A 16,520-nucleotide genomic window follows, 5' to 3' on the forward strand; every position below is an offset into this window, starting at 1 on the left:
AATACACTAATAGCACTAGGATATCTATTCCATCACAACATGATATAAAATACCTAATATTTTACCTACATTATTAATATAATATTCGCTCAAATCGATTTCCACTACTTGATTAATGAGTTTGAGAAATTTCCAGTTAGTCCCAGTAGTAACGGTTCCGTAAATTGTTGTAATATCATTACCTTCACGTTCATTAAACAATTTGGCTGCTACCATTTCGGCTACACATTCTCCTAAACCAGCATTAATATTTTCTTTTTTAGCTTCCACAATTACAACAACTGGAGCATTAACAATTAATAATTCCGGTGAGCGACTAATAATAAAATCACAATTACCATTTAAACCCTGTGCAGTATCTATAGTAAAGTCAATACCAGAAAATAAACTAATTTTATGGTTTAAATATTTCCTCAATGCTATGATAATAGGGGCAATTATCATTTCTGAACGAGACTTTTCACTATTACTAGCCAAAGCTAAAGGTATATTTTCTTGTAATATTTCTGCTAGAATGTGGGGACATTCTAATTCTGGAATAGATGCAAAAATATCAACTGTATCTGAAATAGTTAGATTAAAATTTTTCCTCACTTTGTCGAGAGTAAAATCACTATATGACATTTAAACTCACACTCCATATATTGACCTTCTCATAAGGGGGAAAATTGGCAAATTTCCCAATTTTCCCCCTTATATCTCTTTGGATTACACCATAACTAAAGTTTCATCATCACATTTTTTAAAGATATTTTTGTTGCAATATGTAAATTAGGGCAGAATATAACCAAGGTGGTACTTACCCACCTTGTTTTTAAGCCAGGAAGCCAGCAAAAAACTCCACAGTTTCCTTTAGGGCTGTGATGAAAATGTCAATTTCTGCGCGAGTGTTGTAGAAAGATAAACTTACCCGTGCAGTTCCCGGTAAACCTAAATAACGGTGTAATGGTTGGGTGCAGTGGTGTCCCGAACGAATGGCTACCCCTTCTTGATCTAATAATGTAGACAAATCGCTGGGGTGGACATTTGCGGCTGTGAATGCAGCTAAAGCGGCTCTACCTTCGCCTTGGAAATTGGGGAGGGGTCCGTAAACTTGAATTTGGGGTATTTGGGCTAGTTGTTGGAACAAATAAGCGGTGAGTTCGGCTTCATAGGCGTGGATTTTATCCATACCAATACTACTAAGATAATCTACCGCAGCCCCTAGGGCGATCGCTTCAGCAATTGCCGGTGTACCAGCTTCAAATTTGTGTGGTAATTCTGCGTAAGTAGAATAATCTAAATACACATCGGCAATCATTTCACCACCACCAAAAAATGGCGGCATTGATTCTAACAGTTGTAACTTACCATATAAAAATCCTATGCCCGTAGGTGCGCACATTTTGTGACCAGAAGCAACTAACCAATCACAGTTGATTTGTTGCACGTCCACGGGCATATGAGGTAAACTTTGGCAAGCATCAACTAAGAGTTTAGCACCGTATCTGTGGGCTAAGTCAGCGATTTCCGCCACCGGGTTAATGCAGCCTAAAGTATTAGATACATGACAAACCGCAACTAATTTAGTTTTCTCAGAAATCAGGTGTTGCAACTGTGCTAAATCAAAACCACCAGCCGGTGTCAATTCCACAAACTTTAACAATGCACCTGTTCGTTGAGAAACCAACTGCCAAGGAACAATATTACTATGGTGTTCCATCACCGACAGAATAATCTCATCTCCGGGTTGTAAGTTGTTCATCCCCCAGCTATAGGCTACCAAATTAATGGCCTCACTGGCATTGCGGGTGTAAACAATTTCTTGACGTGATGCAGCATTAATAAATTTAGCAATTTTATCTCGCGCTGCTTCGTAAGCATCAGTAGCTTTAGCACTCAGGCTATGAGCGCCACGATGCACATTGGCGTTATATTGTTCGTAATAATCCCGCAATATATCTAACACAAACACAGGTTTTTGAGAAGTAGCTGCATTATCCAGATAAACCAAAGGTTTACCGTTAACTTGCTGATGTAATATAGGGAAATCAGCGCGAACTTGATCAGCCAGGGTTTTAGTAGGAGTAAAAGTCATGGGTAATTAACCATCAGTTAAAGATGTGAGAGTGTTAACTATCTTGAATAGCAATGGTTGCAGAGAATTGATTGGTACTTGGTTGATAATTTCCCCAGCAAAAGCGTTAATCAACAACTGACGTGCATCAGTTTCATTGATTCCCCGACTTTGGAGATAGAAAATTTCATCATCTGCTAATTGACTCACCGTAGCACCATGAGCGCATTTAACGTTATCGGCGGTAATTTCCAACTGGGGCTTAGTATCAACTCTGGCCTTTGATGATAGTAGTAAATTACGATTTAACTGGGCTGCGTTTGTTAACTGGGCTGGTTTGGGCACAAATACTTTGCCATTGAACACTCCACGAGCGCGATCGCCTATAATACACTTATGTAATTGACTGCTCCTACCGTGGGGATAATTGAGAGCGATGGCGCTGTGAGTATCAGCCAGTTGTTTTTGAGAAATGACCGTCAAACCGTTGAGAACAGTTTCAGTTTGCTCACCCGTTTGGAAAATCTCTAAATTGTGGCGTGATAACTTACCACCAAAAGTCAAAGCGTGACAAGTGTATCGACTATCACGAAATTGAGTAACCGCAGTCTTCCCCACATGAAAAGCCTCTAAACCTTCCCGCCCAATTCTAGTATGATTCACTTGAGCATTTTCACCCAGCCAAATCTCCGTCACCGCATTAGTAAAATAAACCGCCTCCGTCTTCGTGCTGTTGGTATACCCACCCGCAGCAAAACTAAAGTCTTCCGCCAAAGTTACACTACTACCAGATTCCGCAACTACCAGACAACGCGGCTGGTAAATGCTTGCTTGGTCACTAGCAGTATTGACAAACAAAAAATGAATAGGGGTTTCTACAATGACATTTTTCCCCACCCACAACACCGCAGCATCAGATATTCCCGCAGTGTTGAGAGCAGTAAAAACCTCTTTTGACCCCTCAGCTTGGGCTAAATACTGTTTAACATTCTGCTGCTCAGACACAGACAAATTAGCCAAATTACTAACCACCACCCCTGGTGGTAAATCTGCAACCGTAGATAAATCCGGCGCATAAATACCATTAACAAACACTAAACAACTGTTAACAGCTTCTGGTAAAGTTAAAGCCGAAATATCAACAGATGTTAGTTGTCCGGTGCTATGAAACTCCACCCGGCGCAAAGCTGACAAATCAGTAAAGCGCCACTCCTCATTACTGGTAGTGGGGATGGTAGAACCATTTACCCAATTAGCAGCAGTTTGGCGGATGTCCTGCAACCAATCCTCACTTTGAGCGGGAAATACCTGATTTAATAACTTAGTTAGATCATCATTTTTATCCAACAAAGCATGATTTTGAGTAATTGTCATTATACACCCACCCCAGCTGCTTCTAATACCCAGTCATAACCGCGAGATTCTAATTCTAGGGCTAATTCTTTACCGCCACTGGTGAGAATTCGACCATCAGCCATCACATGAACGAAATCAGGCACAATATAGTTAAGTAAACGCTGGTAGTGAGTGATCATAATAGTGGCATTTTCTGGACTGGTTAATTGATTAACTCCATTGGCGACAATTTTCAAAGCGTCAATGTCTAAACCTGAATCAGTCTCATCTAAAATACTTAACTTTGGTTCTAGTAGAGCCATTTGCAGAATCTCATTCCGCTTTTTTTCACCACCCGAAAATCCTTCATTAAGACTGCGGTTGAGGAAAGCAGGATTCATTTTCACCACATCCAATTTTTCCTCAATCAAATCATCAAAATCAAAAGCGTCCAATTCTTCCAAACCTTGAGCTTTACGGCGAGAATTATAAGCCACCCGTAAAAAATCCAAATTACTCACACCAGGAATTTCTAGGGGATATTGAAACGCCAAAAACACACCAGTTCTAGCCCGTTCTTCTGGTTCCATTTCCAGGAGATTTTCACCTTGGAAAATCACCTCACCCCCAGTCACTTCATAAGCCGGGTGTCCAGCTAACACCTTAGAAAATGTACTCTTCCCAGAACCGTTTGGTCCCATAATTGCATGAACTTCACCAGAGCGCACCTCAAGATTTAAACCTTTGAGAATGGGAGTTCCATCAACATTAGCCGTCAAGTCTTTAACTGACAGCACAACTTCACCATTGGCAATAATCATTTTATCCTCTGTTTTACTTGTATGCTCTACATTGTTTTTAAACCACAGGCACTACTCAGTACCTGTAAAGGTTTCATCTTTAGCCAACACTACCTTCTAACTTCAAACTCAACAGCTTGTCAGCTTCCACAGCAAACTCCATAGGTAACTGATTAAACACATCTTTACAAAAGCCGCTAATCATCATGGAAATTGCATCTTCTGGAGAAATACCCCTTTGAGCGAAGTAAAACAGTTGATCTTCCCCAATTTTGGAAGTAGAAGCTTCATGTTCTACCTTACCAGTATTGTTTTGCACCTGGATATAAGGGAAAGTGTTAGCATGGGCATTATCACCAATCAGCATAGAGTCACATTGAGAATAATTTCTCGCTCCTTCAGCAGAGGGATTTACCTTTACCAAGCCGCGATAACTATTACTAGACTTACCTGCTGATATTCCCTTAGAAATAATGGTGCTGCGAGTGTTTTTACCCACGTGAATCATTTTTGTCCCCGTGTCAGCTTGCTGCATATTATTGGTCAGCGCTACCGAATAAAATTCACCCACAGAGTTATCACCCACTAAAACGCAGCTGGGATACTTCCAAGTAATAGCTGAACCGGTTTCTACTTGAGTCCAGGAAATTTTAGAGTTAACACCTTGACACAAGCCGCGCTTAGTCACGAAATTATAAATTCCTCCTTTACCGTTTTCATCACCGGCGTACCAGTTTTGTACAGTAGAGTATTTAATTTCGGCGTTGTCCAGAGCGACCAGTTCCACTACTGCGGCGTGTAGTTGGTTGCTGTCATACATGGGCGCAGTACAGCCTTCTAGGTAGGAAACATAGCTACCTTCTTCAGCAATAATTAAAGTCCGTTCAAATTGTCCTGTATCACCGGAGTTGATGCGGAAATATGTAGATAGTTCCATTGGGCATTTTACGCCTTTGGGAATATACACAAAAGAACCGTCACTAAATACAGCACCATTCAAAGCAGCAAAATAATTGTCTGCTGGGGGAACCACACTACCTAGGTACTTCTGGACAAGTTGGGGATGTTCTTGTAGGGCTTCGGAAATTGAACAGAAGATGACTCCATCTTCCGCTAATTTTTCTTTAAATGTGGTAGCCACAGAAACGCTATCGAAAATCGCATCAACAGCCACATTTGCTAAACGCTTTTGTTCGGATAGGGAAATACCCAATTTTTCAAAGGTTTCTAACAAAGTGGGGTCTACTTCCTCCAGGCTGTTGAGTTTGGCTTTGTTTTTTTTCGGCGCGGAGTAGTAAATAATGTTTTGGTAATCAATGGGTGGGTATTTCACGCTTGGCCAAGTTGGTTCAGTCATTTTTTGCCACTGGCGATAACATTTAAGGCGAAAATCTAACATGAACTGTGGCTCGTTCTTCTTGGCGGAAATCAAGCGGATAACATCCTCATCTAGTCCACGGGGAATAGTGTCGGTTTCAATATCTGTGATAAAACCGTACTTGTAGGGCTGGTTGACTAAGGTTTTGACAGTGGCACTCATTGGTATTAATCTCTTGTGTTCGGAATTGAAATTGGCAAATCTGTAACAAAAATCTCTTTAAGGATGGGAGACGGGCTAGGGAGCCGATTTCCCGATGGTGTGGCCGAGTGGTGACAGGGCTGTTAGAATAGGATTTGGAGAGTAAAACAACCCATGGGTTGTTTAATTTATTTTCATTTTACGCTAAATTAACAACAACAATGTTGTTAAAGTCAAATTTTCTAAAAAAAAATTTTGGGGCGTTCCCGCAACGTCTTGTAGAGAAAATGGAGATTACTCACCAGACCTCAACTAAGCAAGATATTTTAGAGTATCTGCTTAAACACTCACAAGCAACTGCTTTTGAGTTAGCGGAAGTTTTAGATGTCAGCAAGCAAGCCATTCGCCGTCATCTCAAAGATTTGGAAACGGAAGAGCTAGTTTTTTATTCATCTGTACAAATGGGTATGGGGCGGCCGCAACATATCTATCAACTGAGTCGCCGGGGACGAGATTACCTGCAACGAACTTTGAATCATCACCCAAGCGATCGCTATGGTGAATTTGCTGTCTCTTTGCTGGATACTTTAGCAGAAACAGTGGGACATGACCAAGTAAGCTCTATTTTACAAAAACAGTGGGAGCGTAAAGCTCTAGAATACCGCCATCGCTTGGGGGAAGGTTCACTAAAAGAGCGTGTAGCTAAGTTAGTGGATTTAAGAAAGGCGGAAGGTTTCATGGCGGAGTATCACCCTGTTGAATCTTCAAGGGAGGATAGTTTTATCTTCATTGAACACAACTGCGCCATTTCTAATGTCGCCGAATCTTTCCCTACCATCTGCGGTCATGAATTAGAAATGTTTGCTGCGCTACTACCAGATTGTCAAGTAGAACGTACCCATTGGATTATCAATGGTGAGCATCGTTGTGGCTATCTGCTGCAAGCTCGCTCAGACAAATCTCATCAGTAACTTTTTGTTGTTTCATTCAGTTTAAATCATCGCTAATATTTGAATGGTAAAGGTTTTTACTAAATTAAATTATGAATACATCACCGCAACAGTCCTCAACACAATTTCTCACTTTAGAAGAATCAGCACAAGTTGATGCAGCTTTGTTATCTTCTTCTGAAAAATTTTTAACTAGGTTAACCATTTCATCTCTGAAACTGCTCAAGCATATCGCCCAAGAACATGGTGTTGCTATTGAAGATTTAACAACACAGCAGTTAATTACTTGGTTTGAAAAGGATGCCAAAATTAGTCGCGAGCAAGGAATTGATGCTTCATATCTTAAGTGGTAATTTTAAATCTGTACCCGGTATAACATTGTTACTTTCTGTATAAGTAGCGTTTGATTGTTAGTATAGATTATGAAGGGGAGTTAATTTATATTAAGTATATATATCCTAACTCACGCAGAATATGATTAGGAAAAATGGAAAGATGACTCTTACTTTTAGTCCTGATAAATACTTTTTATTGAGTTGTCATTGGAGAAATTGAACTTCTACGCCAATATTTATTTATAAATAAAAAGTACCTTTTAATGGTACTTTTAGGGATGAATCTTATTTCAGATATCCTTTAACTGCGATAGTTATTAGTTCGGGGAGTGCGAGCGCCAACAACAGCCCCCATCAGAGCAGCTGCTAAACTTAATAAAGAACCGAATACAAACCACCACAAAGCCCTAGATGTGGCCGCGGCAATTTGGCGAGCTTGTTCAGCTGTAACAGTGGTTGGCGGTAAAGGAGCGCCTGGCGCAGTTGCTTGGGGTATAGCCACGGCAACATTGGGAGCAACAATACCAAAAGTACCCCATACACCACTTGCTAATAACCAAGAACTCAATGCTAGAGTAGTAGCCCAGAGTATTCCGCCATTGAGTAAGGCTGTGTTTCGGTTCATGGGACCACAAGCACGAGTAGTCACCCAACCGCCCAGAAACAGGGAAATTAACAAAGCCAGTGTTGACCAAATTCCCACATTAGCAGCAACATCAGGTGTTATGGTTCTGGGTGCGCCTGACCCAGCAATTGTACCAGCACCGATAGCGCCAAATAAAGAACTCAAGATCAATTGAGTAGCTAAGGCAACCAATACACCAGCAATTATTGGTCCCCAGCGAACTCGGTCATGATATTCAGCTACTCTACCTGCTGCGCCGGGTTCATTAATAACATCTTCGCCTAAGCGATTTATGTATGACATAGTTTATTTTCTCTCTGGTATATTCATTTGATCATTTATGCTTATGCTTAAATTTAAATGCCTAGATATGATTTTTTATATCTATCGTCAGAATGACTTAATTACTCTATCTTCAGTAGGATTAGTGAATTTTGGATTTTGGATTTATTCAACAGTAGCGAGCAGGATGCTCGCACTACAACATTATCATTATTATCATTGCCCATGACTGTTCCCTGTTCCCTCTTGGAAGTACCTATGATTAATAACAGCCACTTTGCCTGATCAAAAATGACTTGATGGTATATACTGGGTAATTAATCATCAGAAGTCTGATAATGTCAAAAAGTATCTGAATTGACAATTTATCTTATTTATGTAAATTTTGTAAATGTGAATAGATCAGGTTTTCAAAAGGAAAAAATTTTGTTTTAATAATGTACAAAAAACTCCCTTAGAAATTTAGGATATTTACTATGTACAAAAGCATATCAATTTTAGTTGGTGTTCTCTTCTTAGGATGCACTGCTGTGAGTATCCCTTCAGTGGCTCAGGCTGAGGTGGTTATGGCGCAAACCACAAACCCGCAATTAAAGAAACTGTTTGAGCAAGGAGAGAAGCTTGTACAGGCTCAAGACTATCTTGGAGCGATCGCTATTTATCAACAAGCGGCTAAGATAGATCCGAGGAACGCTAAAATATATTCTGGCATTGGCTACCTTTATGCTCAACAAGGAAATTTCTCCTTAGCTATAGATTATTATCGTCGGGCGATCGCCATCAACCCCAATAATAGTGATTTTCACTACGCTATGGGTTACATCAAAGTTAATTTGAACGACATTAAGGGGGCGAAAGAATCCTACCGTCTGGCTGTGCAGCTTAACCGTAATAATTTAAATGCTTATTTAGGATTAGGTATCACACAAGCGCGTTTAGGAGACTTTACAGCAGCCAATTGGGCTTATGAAGAAGCAATTAAACTTGACCCCAACAATCCTCAAACCTATGAATTCATGGCTAAGATGTATAAACAGCGAGGACAAACCGCAAAAGCCAATAATGTGCTGCAAAAAGCCCGTAACTTGTATCAACGGCAAAATGACTTGGCGGGAGTTAATAGGATCAATGGAATGTTGCGGGAGTTAGGGGGTTAAACTTCTTGGCGTGGGAATAGTTTGATTTTCATAGCCACTTTTCACAGCATCCCAACTACTGGCTATTGGCATTCGCCAACCAGTACCAAAGGCGCGGTCAGTAATTTTTAATCCTGGGGGTGCTTGTCGGCGTTTAAATTCAGCACGTGCCACCATTTGAATTACTCGGTTGACAATGCCAGGATCATGACCTGCAGCGACTATTTCGCCGGCAGATTGGTGGTTATGAATCAGGCGTTCTAAAATATCGTCCAAGATTTCGTATGAGGGTAGGGAATCTTGATCAACTTGACCAGGTTTGAGTTCAGCGCTGGGGGGTTTGATGAGAATATGCTGGGGAATAATTTCGCCATTTTTATTTAACCAATGGCATATTGAATATACACGGGTTTTGGGAACATCGGCAATTACAGCCAAACCACCGTTCATATCACCGTAAATAGTACAGTAACCCACTGCCATTTCTGACTTGTTACCTGTGGATAATAGTAAATAACCGAATTTGTTGGCGATAGCCATTAATAAATTACCACGAATGCGGGATTGAATATTCTCCTCGGCAATGCCAAATTCAGTACCTGCAAACAAGTCAGCCAAGGTGCGATCGTAAGTTTGCATTAATTCCTCTATTTTTAAGATAGTAGTTTCAATGCCCAAGTTTTTTCCTAATGCCAAAGCATCGCTAACAGAATGAGAGGAACTATAAGGGGAAGGCATGAGGACACCAAGAACATTTTCTGAACCGAGGGCAGCAGATGCAACGGCTGCTACCAACGCGGAATCAATTCCCCCACTCAAACCCAGCACAACTTTATTAAAGCGACACTTATGGGCATAGTCTCGGACTCCTAACACTAAAGCCTGCCAAATTTCCTCATCATCTGACTGACATACAGGTGCTACAGAACTTAACTGTAAATCTCGCTCGCCTTCCTCAAATTCAACGGTAACTAAATCAGTGGTAAAACCATGGGCACGACAGACAATTTCACCTTGACGATTTAAAGCAAAACTGCGTCCATCAAAAATTAAATCGTCATTGCCACCCACTTGATTAGTATAAATCATTGGCTGTGCAAAACGCAGCCCACTATGTTTGAGCATAGATTCTCGATACTGCTGCTTACCAACGCTGTAGGGTGAAGCAGATAAATTGACAATGATATCCACACGCAAAATGGCTAAATCAGCAATGGGGTTTACTGCATAACTACGTTTGCCTAAAAATTCTTCATCATTCCATAAATCTTCGCAAATAGTTACACCAATATCAACATTATCTAAGGTGAAATAATTAGCTTGTAGCCCCGGTTCAAAATAACGGTTTTCATCAAATACATCATAGGTAGGTAATAGCCGTTTGTGAAAAACTTGCTGAATCTTGCCATCTGCTAACAAAGCAATACTGTTAAATAAACTTTTACCGCCGGTGGTATGCACTTTTAAATTTTGGGAAACAGTTCCCACTAACACAGCTAAATTGGGAGGTAAATCTTGAGCCAACTTTTGTAATGTTATCCCCATGGCTGCTACAAAACTAGGATTTAGTAATAAATCTCTGGGGGGATAACCACACAAAGAAAGTTCTGGTGTTAATAATAAACGCGCACGCCGAGCAGTAGCATGTTGGGCTGCTTGCCGAATTTTGGCAGCATTTCCGGTCAAATCACCAATGATTGGATTTAGTTGAGCGATGGCAATTTTCATTGTGGATGTTAAATTAGGAAGTTAACAAAAAAGATTAATTCAAGTGAGATTTGGGTGGTTAAATAAAAACTAAAGGTTTATCCTTAAAGGGTGCAAAAGCATCAGCATCAAACTTATACAAACTAGCCGGACGACCAGCACCCCGTGATACCTTAATTCCAGTATCTGCCAAAAAACCTAACTTGAGTAACCGCGCCCGGAAATTAGAATAATCAGCAAAGTTGTCGCCTAAAACTGTGGTGTATAACTGATATAAATCATTTAAGGTAAAGTTAGACGGCAAAACATCAAAAGCCACCGGGCTATACTCTAGTTTATTTCGTAAGCGTCTGTGTCCATAGGCCAAAATTTCATTGTGGTCAAAAGCTAATTGGGGTACTTCTTTAACTGGATACCAAGCAATTCCGTTAACTTTATCAGCAATTAATTCTGCCTCTTCAAACCTGACCAGGGCAAAATAACTCACTGACAAATAACGTACACCATAACTACCAGTGTTTTCTTGTGGATCACGTTCCGGCCAGCCAAAAGTGTATAACTGCTCTAAATAGAGGTTTTTTACCTTAATTTTCTCTGCCATTATGCGATAGGCAGCATTTTCTAAAGATTCTCCTTCACGTACTAAAGTACCGGGAAGACTCCAAGAATTTAAAAATGGTTCCTGCTGTCGCATGATTAAAAGGACTAACAGGCGATTTTGGGCAGTATCTACCGAAAAAATGACATTATCAACACCAACTTTAAAATTGGCCAAAGGTTGTTGATTTAGTGAAGTTGGTATTTTCTTGTGGTTGCGTTCTGGCATTCGTACAAATGCTCTTGATGAATATAAGCGACAATTGGAGGAGTAAGGGCCTGAGTATCTCCATGTTCACGATATGCAGTGGAAGAAACATCTATACCAGTTAAGCTGGCGATCGCAGTTTTGCCGCCTAGATTTTGTATTGCCTGCAAGGTATACTGATCTATCGCATATCCTGGACGTGGTACTACAAGTACTTCAACCTGCTGTAACAGTTCTTCAGCACGATACCAACGCAGCAACTGACACAGTAAATCAGAACCAATTACCAAGGTAAACTGAGTATCCTCACCCCAACGAAACTTGGCTTTTTCCAGTGTTTCTATTGTTCTCAAGCTACTTAAATCCTGTTCTAAAGCAATGTTATGGACTGGGCTATGGATATCATTAATCAACAGTTGCAGCATTTTTGCTCGATGTTGCAAAGTTGTTTGATGGCATTTAAAAGGATTATCAGCAGCCCAAACTGCCACCCTATCATAACCCTCAGATAACCATCTCAGGATTTTTTGATGTCCAGCCGTGGGCGGGTCAGCACTAGTACCAAACAAGGCTATTCTCATTATAATTCATCCCCATTGTTAACAAAAACTAAAAAAGCTACTTTTATCAGTAATGGTATATTTTACTATAAATCCTGTCAAGCGTTGAAATTAATCTAGTTATATAGTCTGTTTATTCCAGAGAAATCAAATATGTTTATGGGTAGATGTACAATTACTTAATATGCTGTAATAGTGAATTAAACCAAAATTACCAAGTAGCTAGGACTGAATAATGACCAATGACTAATGACTAAATTGTTTCTTGGCGACGATGATCAGCTGCTTGTAATAATAAAGATTCGGCAAAAGCAATGGCATCTGTAGCAGACTTACCACCAGCTAACTGGGCTAGTTCTTCCCGGCGATGACTGAGATTATCTAAATTAGTAACTCGTACTACAGTACGTTGTTCAGTATGACTACCTTGAGTAATAGTTTGCTTATTGACCCGGAAATGTCGATCAGCCATAGCTGCTACTAAGGGTTGATGGGTGACACATAATACCTGATTATTTTGACTCAGTTGATGTAATTTTTCGGCGATCGCTTGAGCTACTCTACCAGAAACCCCAACATCAATTTCATCAAATACCATGGTTTCACCTGCATCTGCTTGGGAAAAACAAGCTTTTAGGGCTAATAAAAAGCGACTCATTTCTCCCCCAGAAGCAACTGCTATCAAGGGTTGTAGTGGTTCCCCTGGGTTGGTGCTTAACATAAAGGTGATTTTGTCTGCACCTGTGGACGTGGGGGAAGTGGGGGCTATTTCCATGTGAAACTTTACCTTTTCCATAGCTAGGGGCTTTAGTTCAGCCAGTAATCGCGCCTCTAAATCTGCTGCGGTGTTGCGGCGCAATGTGGTTAAATCTGCACAAGCTCGGGTAAGTTGCCCAAAACAAGCCCTTTCTTGGTGTTCTAAACTTTCAATAGATTGTTCACTGTTATTCAGTTCTGCTAATTGTTCTTGGATGCGTTGGTGATAAGCGATCGCTTCTGTGAGGGTCGGTCCATACTTGCGACAAATTTGTTTTAATTCTTGGATGCGTTCTTCCACTTCTTGTAATCGTTGGGGATCAGCTTCTAAACTACTTCCATAAGCATTAATTTGTCTTCCCACTTCGGTGATGGCAGTTTGAGCATCCCTGACTAAATCTAACAGGGCTTGGAGTTGCACATCGTACTCTACCATATGATTTAACGTAGCCTCGCTATCTCCCAATAAATCTGCTGCTGCTGGGGTTTCGTTGTCGTTTTGATACAAGAACTGATACACCTTGTAGCTCATTTGTTGCAGTTCCACCACATGATTGAGGCGTTCCCGTTCTTGTAGCAGGTTTTCCCATTCCTGGGGATCTTGGAGGTTAGCAGTTCCCAATTCTTGTGTTTGATAAGTGAGTAAGTCGAGTTGCTGTAAACGTTCCCGTTCTGATGTCCGGCGTTTTTCTAAGCTCAGATGGGCTTGTTGATAAGCATTAAAAGCTGCGGACACGACTTGACGCTGTTGGAGCAGAGACTCCCCACCATACATATCTAACCATTCTCGCACTTGGGCAGACTGTCCCACCTGTACAGTTTGACCCTGAGCCGTAATTTCCACCAGGCGATCGCGCAGTCCTACCATGATCTGGCGGTTGACCAACACCCCATTTACCCGCGACCGACTACGGATATTACTAGCAGTAGCTGTAATTTCTCTACTGACAATCACACAATTATCAATTAAATCGATTTCCTGTTCAATCAACCAAGCAGTTAAGGGAGGATGAGATGTAAAAGTAGCTTCCACTGTTGACCGATTTGTCCCAGTGCGAATTACTCGACTAGAGACTTTACCCCCCAAAGCTGCATCAATGGCATCTAAGATAATTGATTTTCCCGCGCCTGTTTCTCCTGTCAATACATTCAGTCCAGGGCCAAATTCTAATTCCAGTTGGTCAATCAAGGCAAAATTTTGGATTCGCAGACAAAGCAACATCAGGCCAAATACTCCTTTGTGAGTGTTAATTTGCCCAGGAAATTGGGGGGTCAGTACCATCTCGGATGCTGTCTTAACTCAGCCCTGGCAACTTAGCACCGAGAAAGCCAGAATATTGAGGAGTAGTTCAATTAGCCGAAAATTGCTGTAAACTAACACCCTGTTTTATTGTATCAAAATCGTTGATGGCTTTTACTGAGACTCATAATTATTTATGATTTATTTGCATTCTTGGCATTTCCTGTCATGATTGACGGACACCAAAGTAGATCAACCCCCCACTTCTCAAAACTTTTTTCCTGTTAACTGATGTTTAATTGTAAACTTATTGTTACAATACTTTACATACTTAATCCGACTGGTGGCTTCCTTCATGATTGTTAAGACACTTCCCCCCACCCCCCGAAAAACTGAGGACAAACCACAAGTGACTGAAGTATTAACAGAAAACAGTCTGACAACCTTGGTTGTGCCTTCCCCAAAACGCATCAACCAAAAGATCGAAACTGAGGCTATACGTTACAATGCTGAAGAAATCAGGGAGCATTATCGCCAGCGCCCCTGGAAAGTTTTCCAGCGCATTCTCACAGTTTTGCGGCCAGTCCTAGCCTTTGTGTTTGGTTTATGGTGGGATAGCCGCCGGGGAATAGTGGTGAAAAAACACCACCGGCGAGCTGTTCAATTGCGAGAGCTATTGACAAAACTCGGTCCAGCTTATATTAAAATCGGACAGGCTTTATCCACTAGACCGGATTTAGTCCCCCCCACTTACCTAGAAGAGTTAACAAAGTTACAAGACCAATTACCCCCATTCCCTAACGAAATTGCTTACCAATTTATTGAGGAAGAACTAGGAGCATCCCCCCCGGAAATTTACGCCGAAATATCCCCCCAGCCCATTGCCGCAGCTTCTTTGGGTCAAGTTTATAAAGGTAAACTCAAAACTGGTGAAGAAGTAGCCATTAAAGTCCAACGCCCAGACTTAAGAGAACGAATTACCATTGACTTGTTTATTTTGCGCCAACTTGCAGCTTGGGTAAAAAGTAGAGTTAAAAGAGTCCGCAGTGATTTAGTGGGTATCCTGGATGAATTGGGCGATCGCATCTTTGAAGAAATGGATTATGTTCATGAGGGAGAAAATGCAGAGCGCTTTTTTGAGTTATATGGCCACATAAAAGATATTTATGTACCCAAAATTTACTGGGAATACACCAATCGGCGCGTGTTGACCATGGAGTGGATAACCGGGACAAAATTAACTCAAACAGCCGAAATTCAAGCCCAAGGCATAGATGCTCGTTATCTGATTGAAGTGGGTGTACAATGCTCCCTGCGCCAACTACTAGAACACGGATTTTTCCACGCTGACCCCCACCCAGGGAACTTGTTAGCCACACCAGATGGCAAATTAGCTTATCTGGACTTTGGCATGATGAGTGAAGTACAGCCCCCCCAGCGCTATGGTTTAATAGAAGCGATCGTTCACGTTGTTAACCGTGATTTTGAAGGTTTAGCCAAAGACTATGTAAAGCTGGATTTTTTAGCCCCAGATACAGACTTAACACCAATTATTCCTGCATTTTCCAGAGTGTTTGCTGATGCTCAAGGAGCCAGTGTTGCTGACTTGAACATTAAAAGCATTACTGATGAACTCTCAGCCCTAATGTATGAGTATCCTTTCCGCGTACCTCCTTACTACGCCTTAATTATTCGCTCCCTAGTTACCCTTGAAGGTATTGCAATATATATAGATCCCAACTTCAAAGTTCTCAGCGAAGCTTATCCTTATGTTGCTAAACGTTTATTAACTGACCCATCCACCCAATTAAGAACATCTCTCCAAGACTTGCTGTTTAAAGATGAAAAATTCCGTTGGAATCGTTTAGAAAACTTATTGCGTAATGCGAAGAGAAATCAAGACTACGACTTTAACTTAGTTTTAAACCAGGGTCTAGAATTTCTGTCTTCCGAACGTGGTTCATTCATTCGCGACAGGATAGTAGATGAATTTTTAAATGGAGTCAATGCTGTAAGCAGAAATCTTTTGCACAACTTCACCTATGTACTGCGAGAACGAGTAGGTTTAACAGCTATTAACGAAACTCCCGGAGCCACAGTTGAGCAACAACAAACCCTAGAGCATATTAAACGCATTGTAAATATACTCCAGGAAACCCGTGGTTTTGATCCAGTGCAACTGGCCCCCCAAGTTACCCAACTATTCTTCAACCCAGGTGTACAGCGTTTAGGTCAACAAATTACTCATCGCTTAGTGCAAAAAGCCATAACACGTTTAATTCGGGAATTATTAGCCGGGGAAGAAGTAAACATTACCAGCACCAGGAATAAAACAGTACCAATGAACCCTGCAAAAATTTAAAGGCTTTAAAACCCAATAGCCGAATCAAGGTTTTATATCCCAGACTCCTCAC

14 protein-coding genes are annotated in these 16,520 nt (G+C 41.0%); 4 read left to right on the forward strand and 10 right to left on the reverse strand.

The window, feature by feature from the left end; translation table 11 throughout:
* Positions 1-24: 24 nt before the first annotated feature.
* The 5 genes from NWP17_RS16415 to sufB all read right to left on the reverse strand — a co-directional run bounded on the left by NWP17_RS16415 (position 25) and on the right by sufB (position 5,731).
* Positions 25-624, reverse strand: a complete 600-nt coding sequence (locus NWP17_RS16415) for a hypothetical protein (RefSeq protein ID WP_280655948.1) — start codon at positions 622-624, stop codon at positions 25-27.
* Between the two features lie 190 nt (positions 625-814).
* Positions 815-2,077 carry a SufS family cysteine desulfurase gene (locus NWP17_RS16420; protein WP_280655949.1) on the reverse strand — a complete coding sequence of 421 codons (1,263 nt, stop codon included), beginning with the start codon at positions 2,075-2,077 and terminating at the stop codon, positions 815-817.
* Positions 2,078-2,083: 6 nt separating this feature from the next.
* Positions 2,084-3,430, reverse strand: coding sequence for a Fe-S cluster assembly protein SufD (sufD, locus tag NWP17_RS16425; protein WP_280655950.1), 1,347 nt, complete (start codon positions 3,428-3,430; stop codon positions 2,084-2,086).
* Complete coding sequence (gene sufC / locus NWP17_RS16430; RefSeq protein WP_280655951.1) at positions 3,430-4,212, reverse strand: Fe-S cluster assembly ATPase SufC; 783 nt, start codon at positions 4,210-4,212, stop codon at positions 3,430-3,432. The genes sufD and sufC overlap by 1 nt, the downstream gene beginning before the upstream one ends.
* A 79-nt stretch (positions 4,213-4,291) precedes the next feature.
* Positions 4,292-5,731, reverse strand: a complete 1,440-nt coding sequence (gene sufB, locus NWP17_RS16435; protein ID WP_280655952.1) for a Fe-S cluster assembly protein SufB — start codon at positions 5,729-5,731, stop codon at positions 4,292-4,294.
* Between the two features lie 266 nt (positions 5,732-5,997).
* Between sufB and sufR the strand changes: the two genes are divergently transcribed.
* Both sufR and NWP17_RS16445 read left to right on the forward strand, forming a co-directional pair.
* Positions 5,998-6,681, forward strand: a complete 684-nt coding sequence (gene sufR / locus NWP17_RS16440; protein WP_280655953.1) for an iron-sulfur cluster biosynthesis transcriptional regulator SufR — start codon at positions 5,998-6,000, stop codon at positions 6,679-6,681.
* 71 nt (positions 6,682-6,752) lie between these two features.
* On the forward strand, positions 6,753-7,013 hold the full coding sequence (locus NWP17_RS16445) for a hypothetical protein (protein WP_280655954.1): 261 nt from the start codon (positions 6,753-6,755) through the stop codon (positions 7,011-7,013).
* 283 nt (positions 7,014-7,296) lie between these two features.
* Here the strand turns inward: NWP17_RS16445 and NWP17_RS16450 are convergent, their stop codons facing one another.
* Entirely contained in the window at positions 7,297-7,923 is a 627-nt protein-coding gene (locus NWP17_RS16450) for a hypothetical protein (protein WP_280655955.1), read from the reverse strand.
* A gap of 455 nt (positions 7,924-8,378) precedes the next feature.
* Here NWP17_RS16450 and NWP17_RS16455 point away from each other — a divergent pair, with 455 nt between their 5' ends.
* Positions 8,379-9,059, forward strand: coding sequence for a tetratricopeptide repeat protein (locus NWP17_RS16455; protein WP_280655956.1), 681 nt, complete (start codon positions 8,379-8,381; stop codon positions 9,057-9,059).
* Here the strand turns inward: NWP17_RS16455 and NWP17_RS16460 are convergent.
* The 4 genes from NWP17_RS16460 to recN all read right to left on the reverse strand — a co-directional run bounded on the left by NWP17_RS16460 (position 9,048) and on the right by recN (position 14,088).
* Positions 9,048-10,766 carry an NAD+ synthase gene (locus NWP17_RS16460; RefSeq protein WP_280655957.1) on the reverse strand — a complete coding sequence of 573 codons (1,719 nt, stop codon included), beginning with the start codon at positions 10,764-10,766 and terminating at the stop codon, positions 9,048-9,050. The genes NWP17_RS16455 and NWP17_RS16460 overlap by 12 nt on opposite strands.
* A 58-nt stretch (positions 10,767-10,824) precedes the next feature.
* On the reverse strand, positions 10,825-11,571 hold the full coding sequence (locus NWP17_RS16465) for an NUDIX hydrolase (RefSeq protein WP_280655958.1): 747 nt from the start codon (positions 11,569-11,571) through the stop codon (positions 10,825-10,827).
* Positions 11,532-12,131: a nicotinate-nucleotide adenylyltransferase gene (locus tag NWP17_RS16470; RefSeq protein WP_280655959.1), complete on the reverse strand. Its 600-nt coding sequence runs from the start codon at positions 12,129-12,131 to the stop codon at positions 11,532-11,534. Before NWP17_RS16470 ends, NWP17_RS16465 begins: the two co-directional genes overlap by 40 nt.
* A 232-nt stretch (positions 12,132-12,363) precedes the next feature.
* Positions 12,364-14,088, reverse strand: coding sequence for a DNA repair protein RecN (gene recN, locus NWP17_RS16475; protein WP_280655976.1), 1,725 nt, complete (start codon positions 14,086-14,088; stop codon positions 12,364-12,366).
* A gap of 373 nt (positions 14,089-14,461) precedes the next feature.
* Between recN and NWP17_RS16480 the strand changes: the two genes are divergently transcribed.
* Entirely contained in the window at positions 14,462-16,468 is a 2,007-nt protein-coding gene (locus NWP17_RS16480; protein WP_280655960.1) for an ABC1 kinase family protein, read from the forward strand.
* Positions 16,469-16,520 lie beyond the last annotated feature (52 nt).

It is taken from the genome of Chrysosporum bergii ANA360D (assembly GCF_029891735.1).
In the GTDB taxonomy this organism is placed as follows: Bacteria; Cyanobacteriota; Cyanobacteriia; order Cyanobacteriales; family Nostocaceae; genus Umezakia; species Umezakia bergii.

What these genes read in the sequence shown, in the direction of transcription:
- recN (WP_280655976.1), bottom strand. Translation starts at nt 14,088, where the DNA reads ATGTTGCTTTGTCTGCGAATCCAAAATTTTGCCTTGATTGACCAACTG.
- NWP17_RS16420 (WP_280655949.1), bottom strand. Translation starts at nt 2,077, where the DNA reads ATGACTTTTACTCCTACTAAAACCCTGGCTGATCAAGTTCGCGCTGAT.
- NWP17_RS16445 (WP_280655954.1), top strand. Translation starts at nt 6,753, where the DNA reads ATGAATACATCACCGCAACAGTCCTCAACACAATTTCTCACTTTAGAA.
- sufR (WP_280655953.1), top strand. Translation starts at nt 5,998, where the DNA reads ATGGAGATTACTCACCAGACCTCAACTAAGCAAGATATTTTAGAGTAT.
- NWP17_RS16450 (WP_280655955.1), bottom strand. Translation starts at nt 7,923, where the DNA reads ATGTCATACATAAATCGCTTAGGCGAAGATGTTATTAATGAACCCGGC.
- NWP17_RS16415 (WP_280655948.1), bottom strand. Translation starts at nt 624, where the DNA reads ATGTCATATAGTGATTTTACTCTCGACAAAGTGAGGAAAAATTTTAAT.
- sufC (WP_280655951.1), bottom strand. Translation starts at nt 4,212, where the DNA reads ATGATTATTGCCAATGGTGAAGTTGTGCTGTCAGTTAAAGACTTGACG.
- NWP17_RS16480 (WP_280655960.1), top strand. Translation starts at nt 14,462, where the DNA reads ATGATTGTTAAGACACTTCCCCCCACCCCCCGAAAAACTGAGGACAAA.
- NWP17_RS16455 (WP_280655956.1), top strand. Translation starts at nt 8,379, where the DNA reads ATGTACAAAAGCATATCAATTTTAGTTGGTGTTCTCTTCTTAGGATGC.
- NWP17_RS16470 (WP_280655959.1), bottom strand. Translation starts at nt 12,131, where the DNA reads ATGAGAATAGCCTTGTTTGGTACTAGTGCTGACCCGCCCACGGCTGGA.
- NWP17_RS16460 (WP_280655957.1), bottom strand. Translation starts at nt 10,766, where the DNA reads ATGAAAATTGCCATCGCTCAACTAAATCCAATCATTGGTGATTTGACC.
- sufD (WP_280655950.1), bottom strand. Translation starts at nt 3,430, where the DNA reads ATGACAATTACTCAAAATCATGCTTTGTTGGATAAAAATGATGATCTA.
- sufB (WP_280655952.1), bottom strand. Translation starts at nt 5,731, where the DNA reads ATGAGTGCCACTGTCAAAACCTTAGTCAACCAGCCCTACAAGTACGGT.
- NWP17_RS16465 (WP_280655958.1), bottom strand. Translation starts at nt 11,571, where the DNA reads ATGCCAGAACGCAACCACAAGAAAATACCAACTTCACTAAATCAACAA.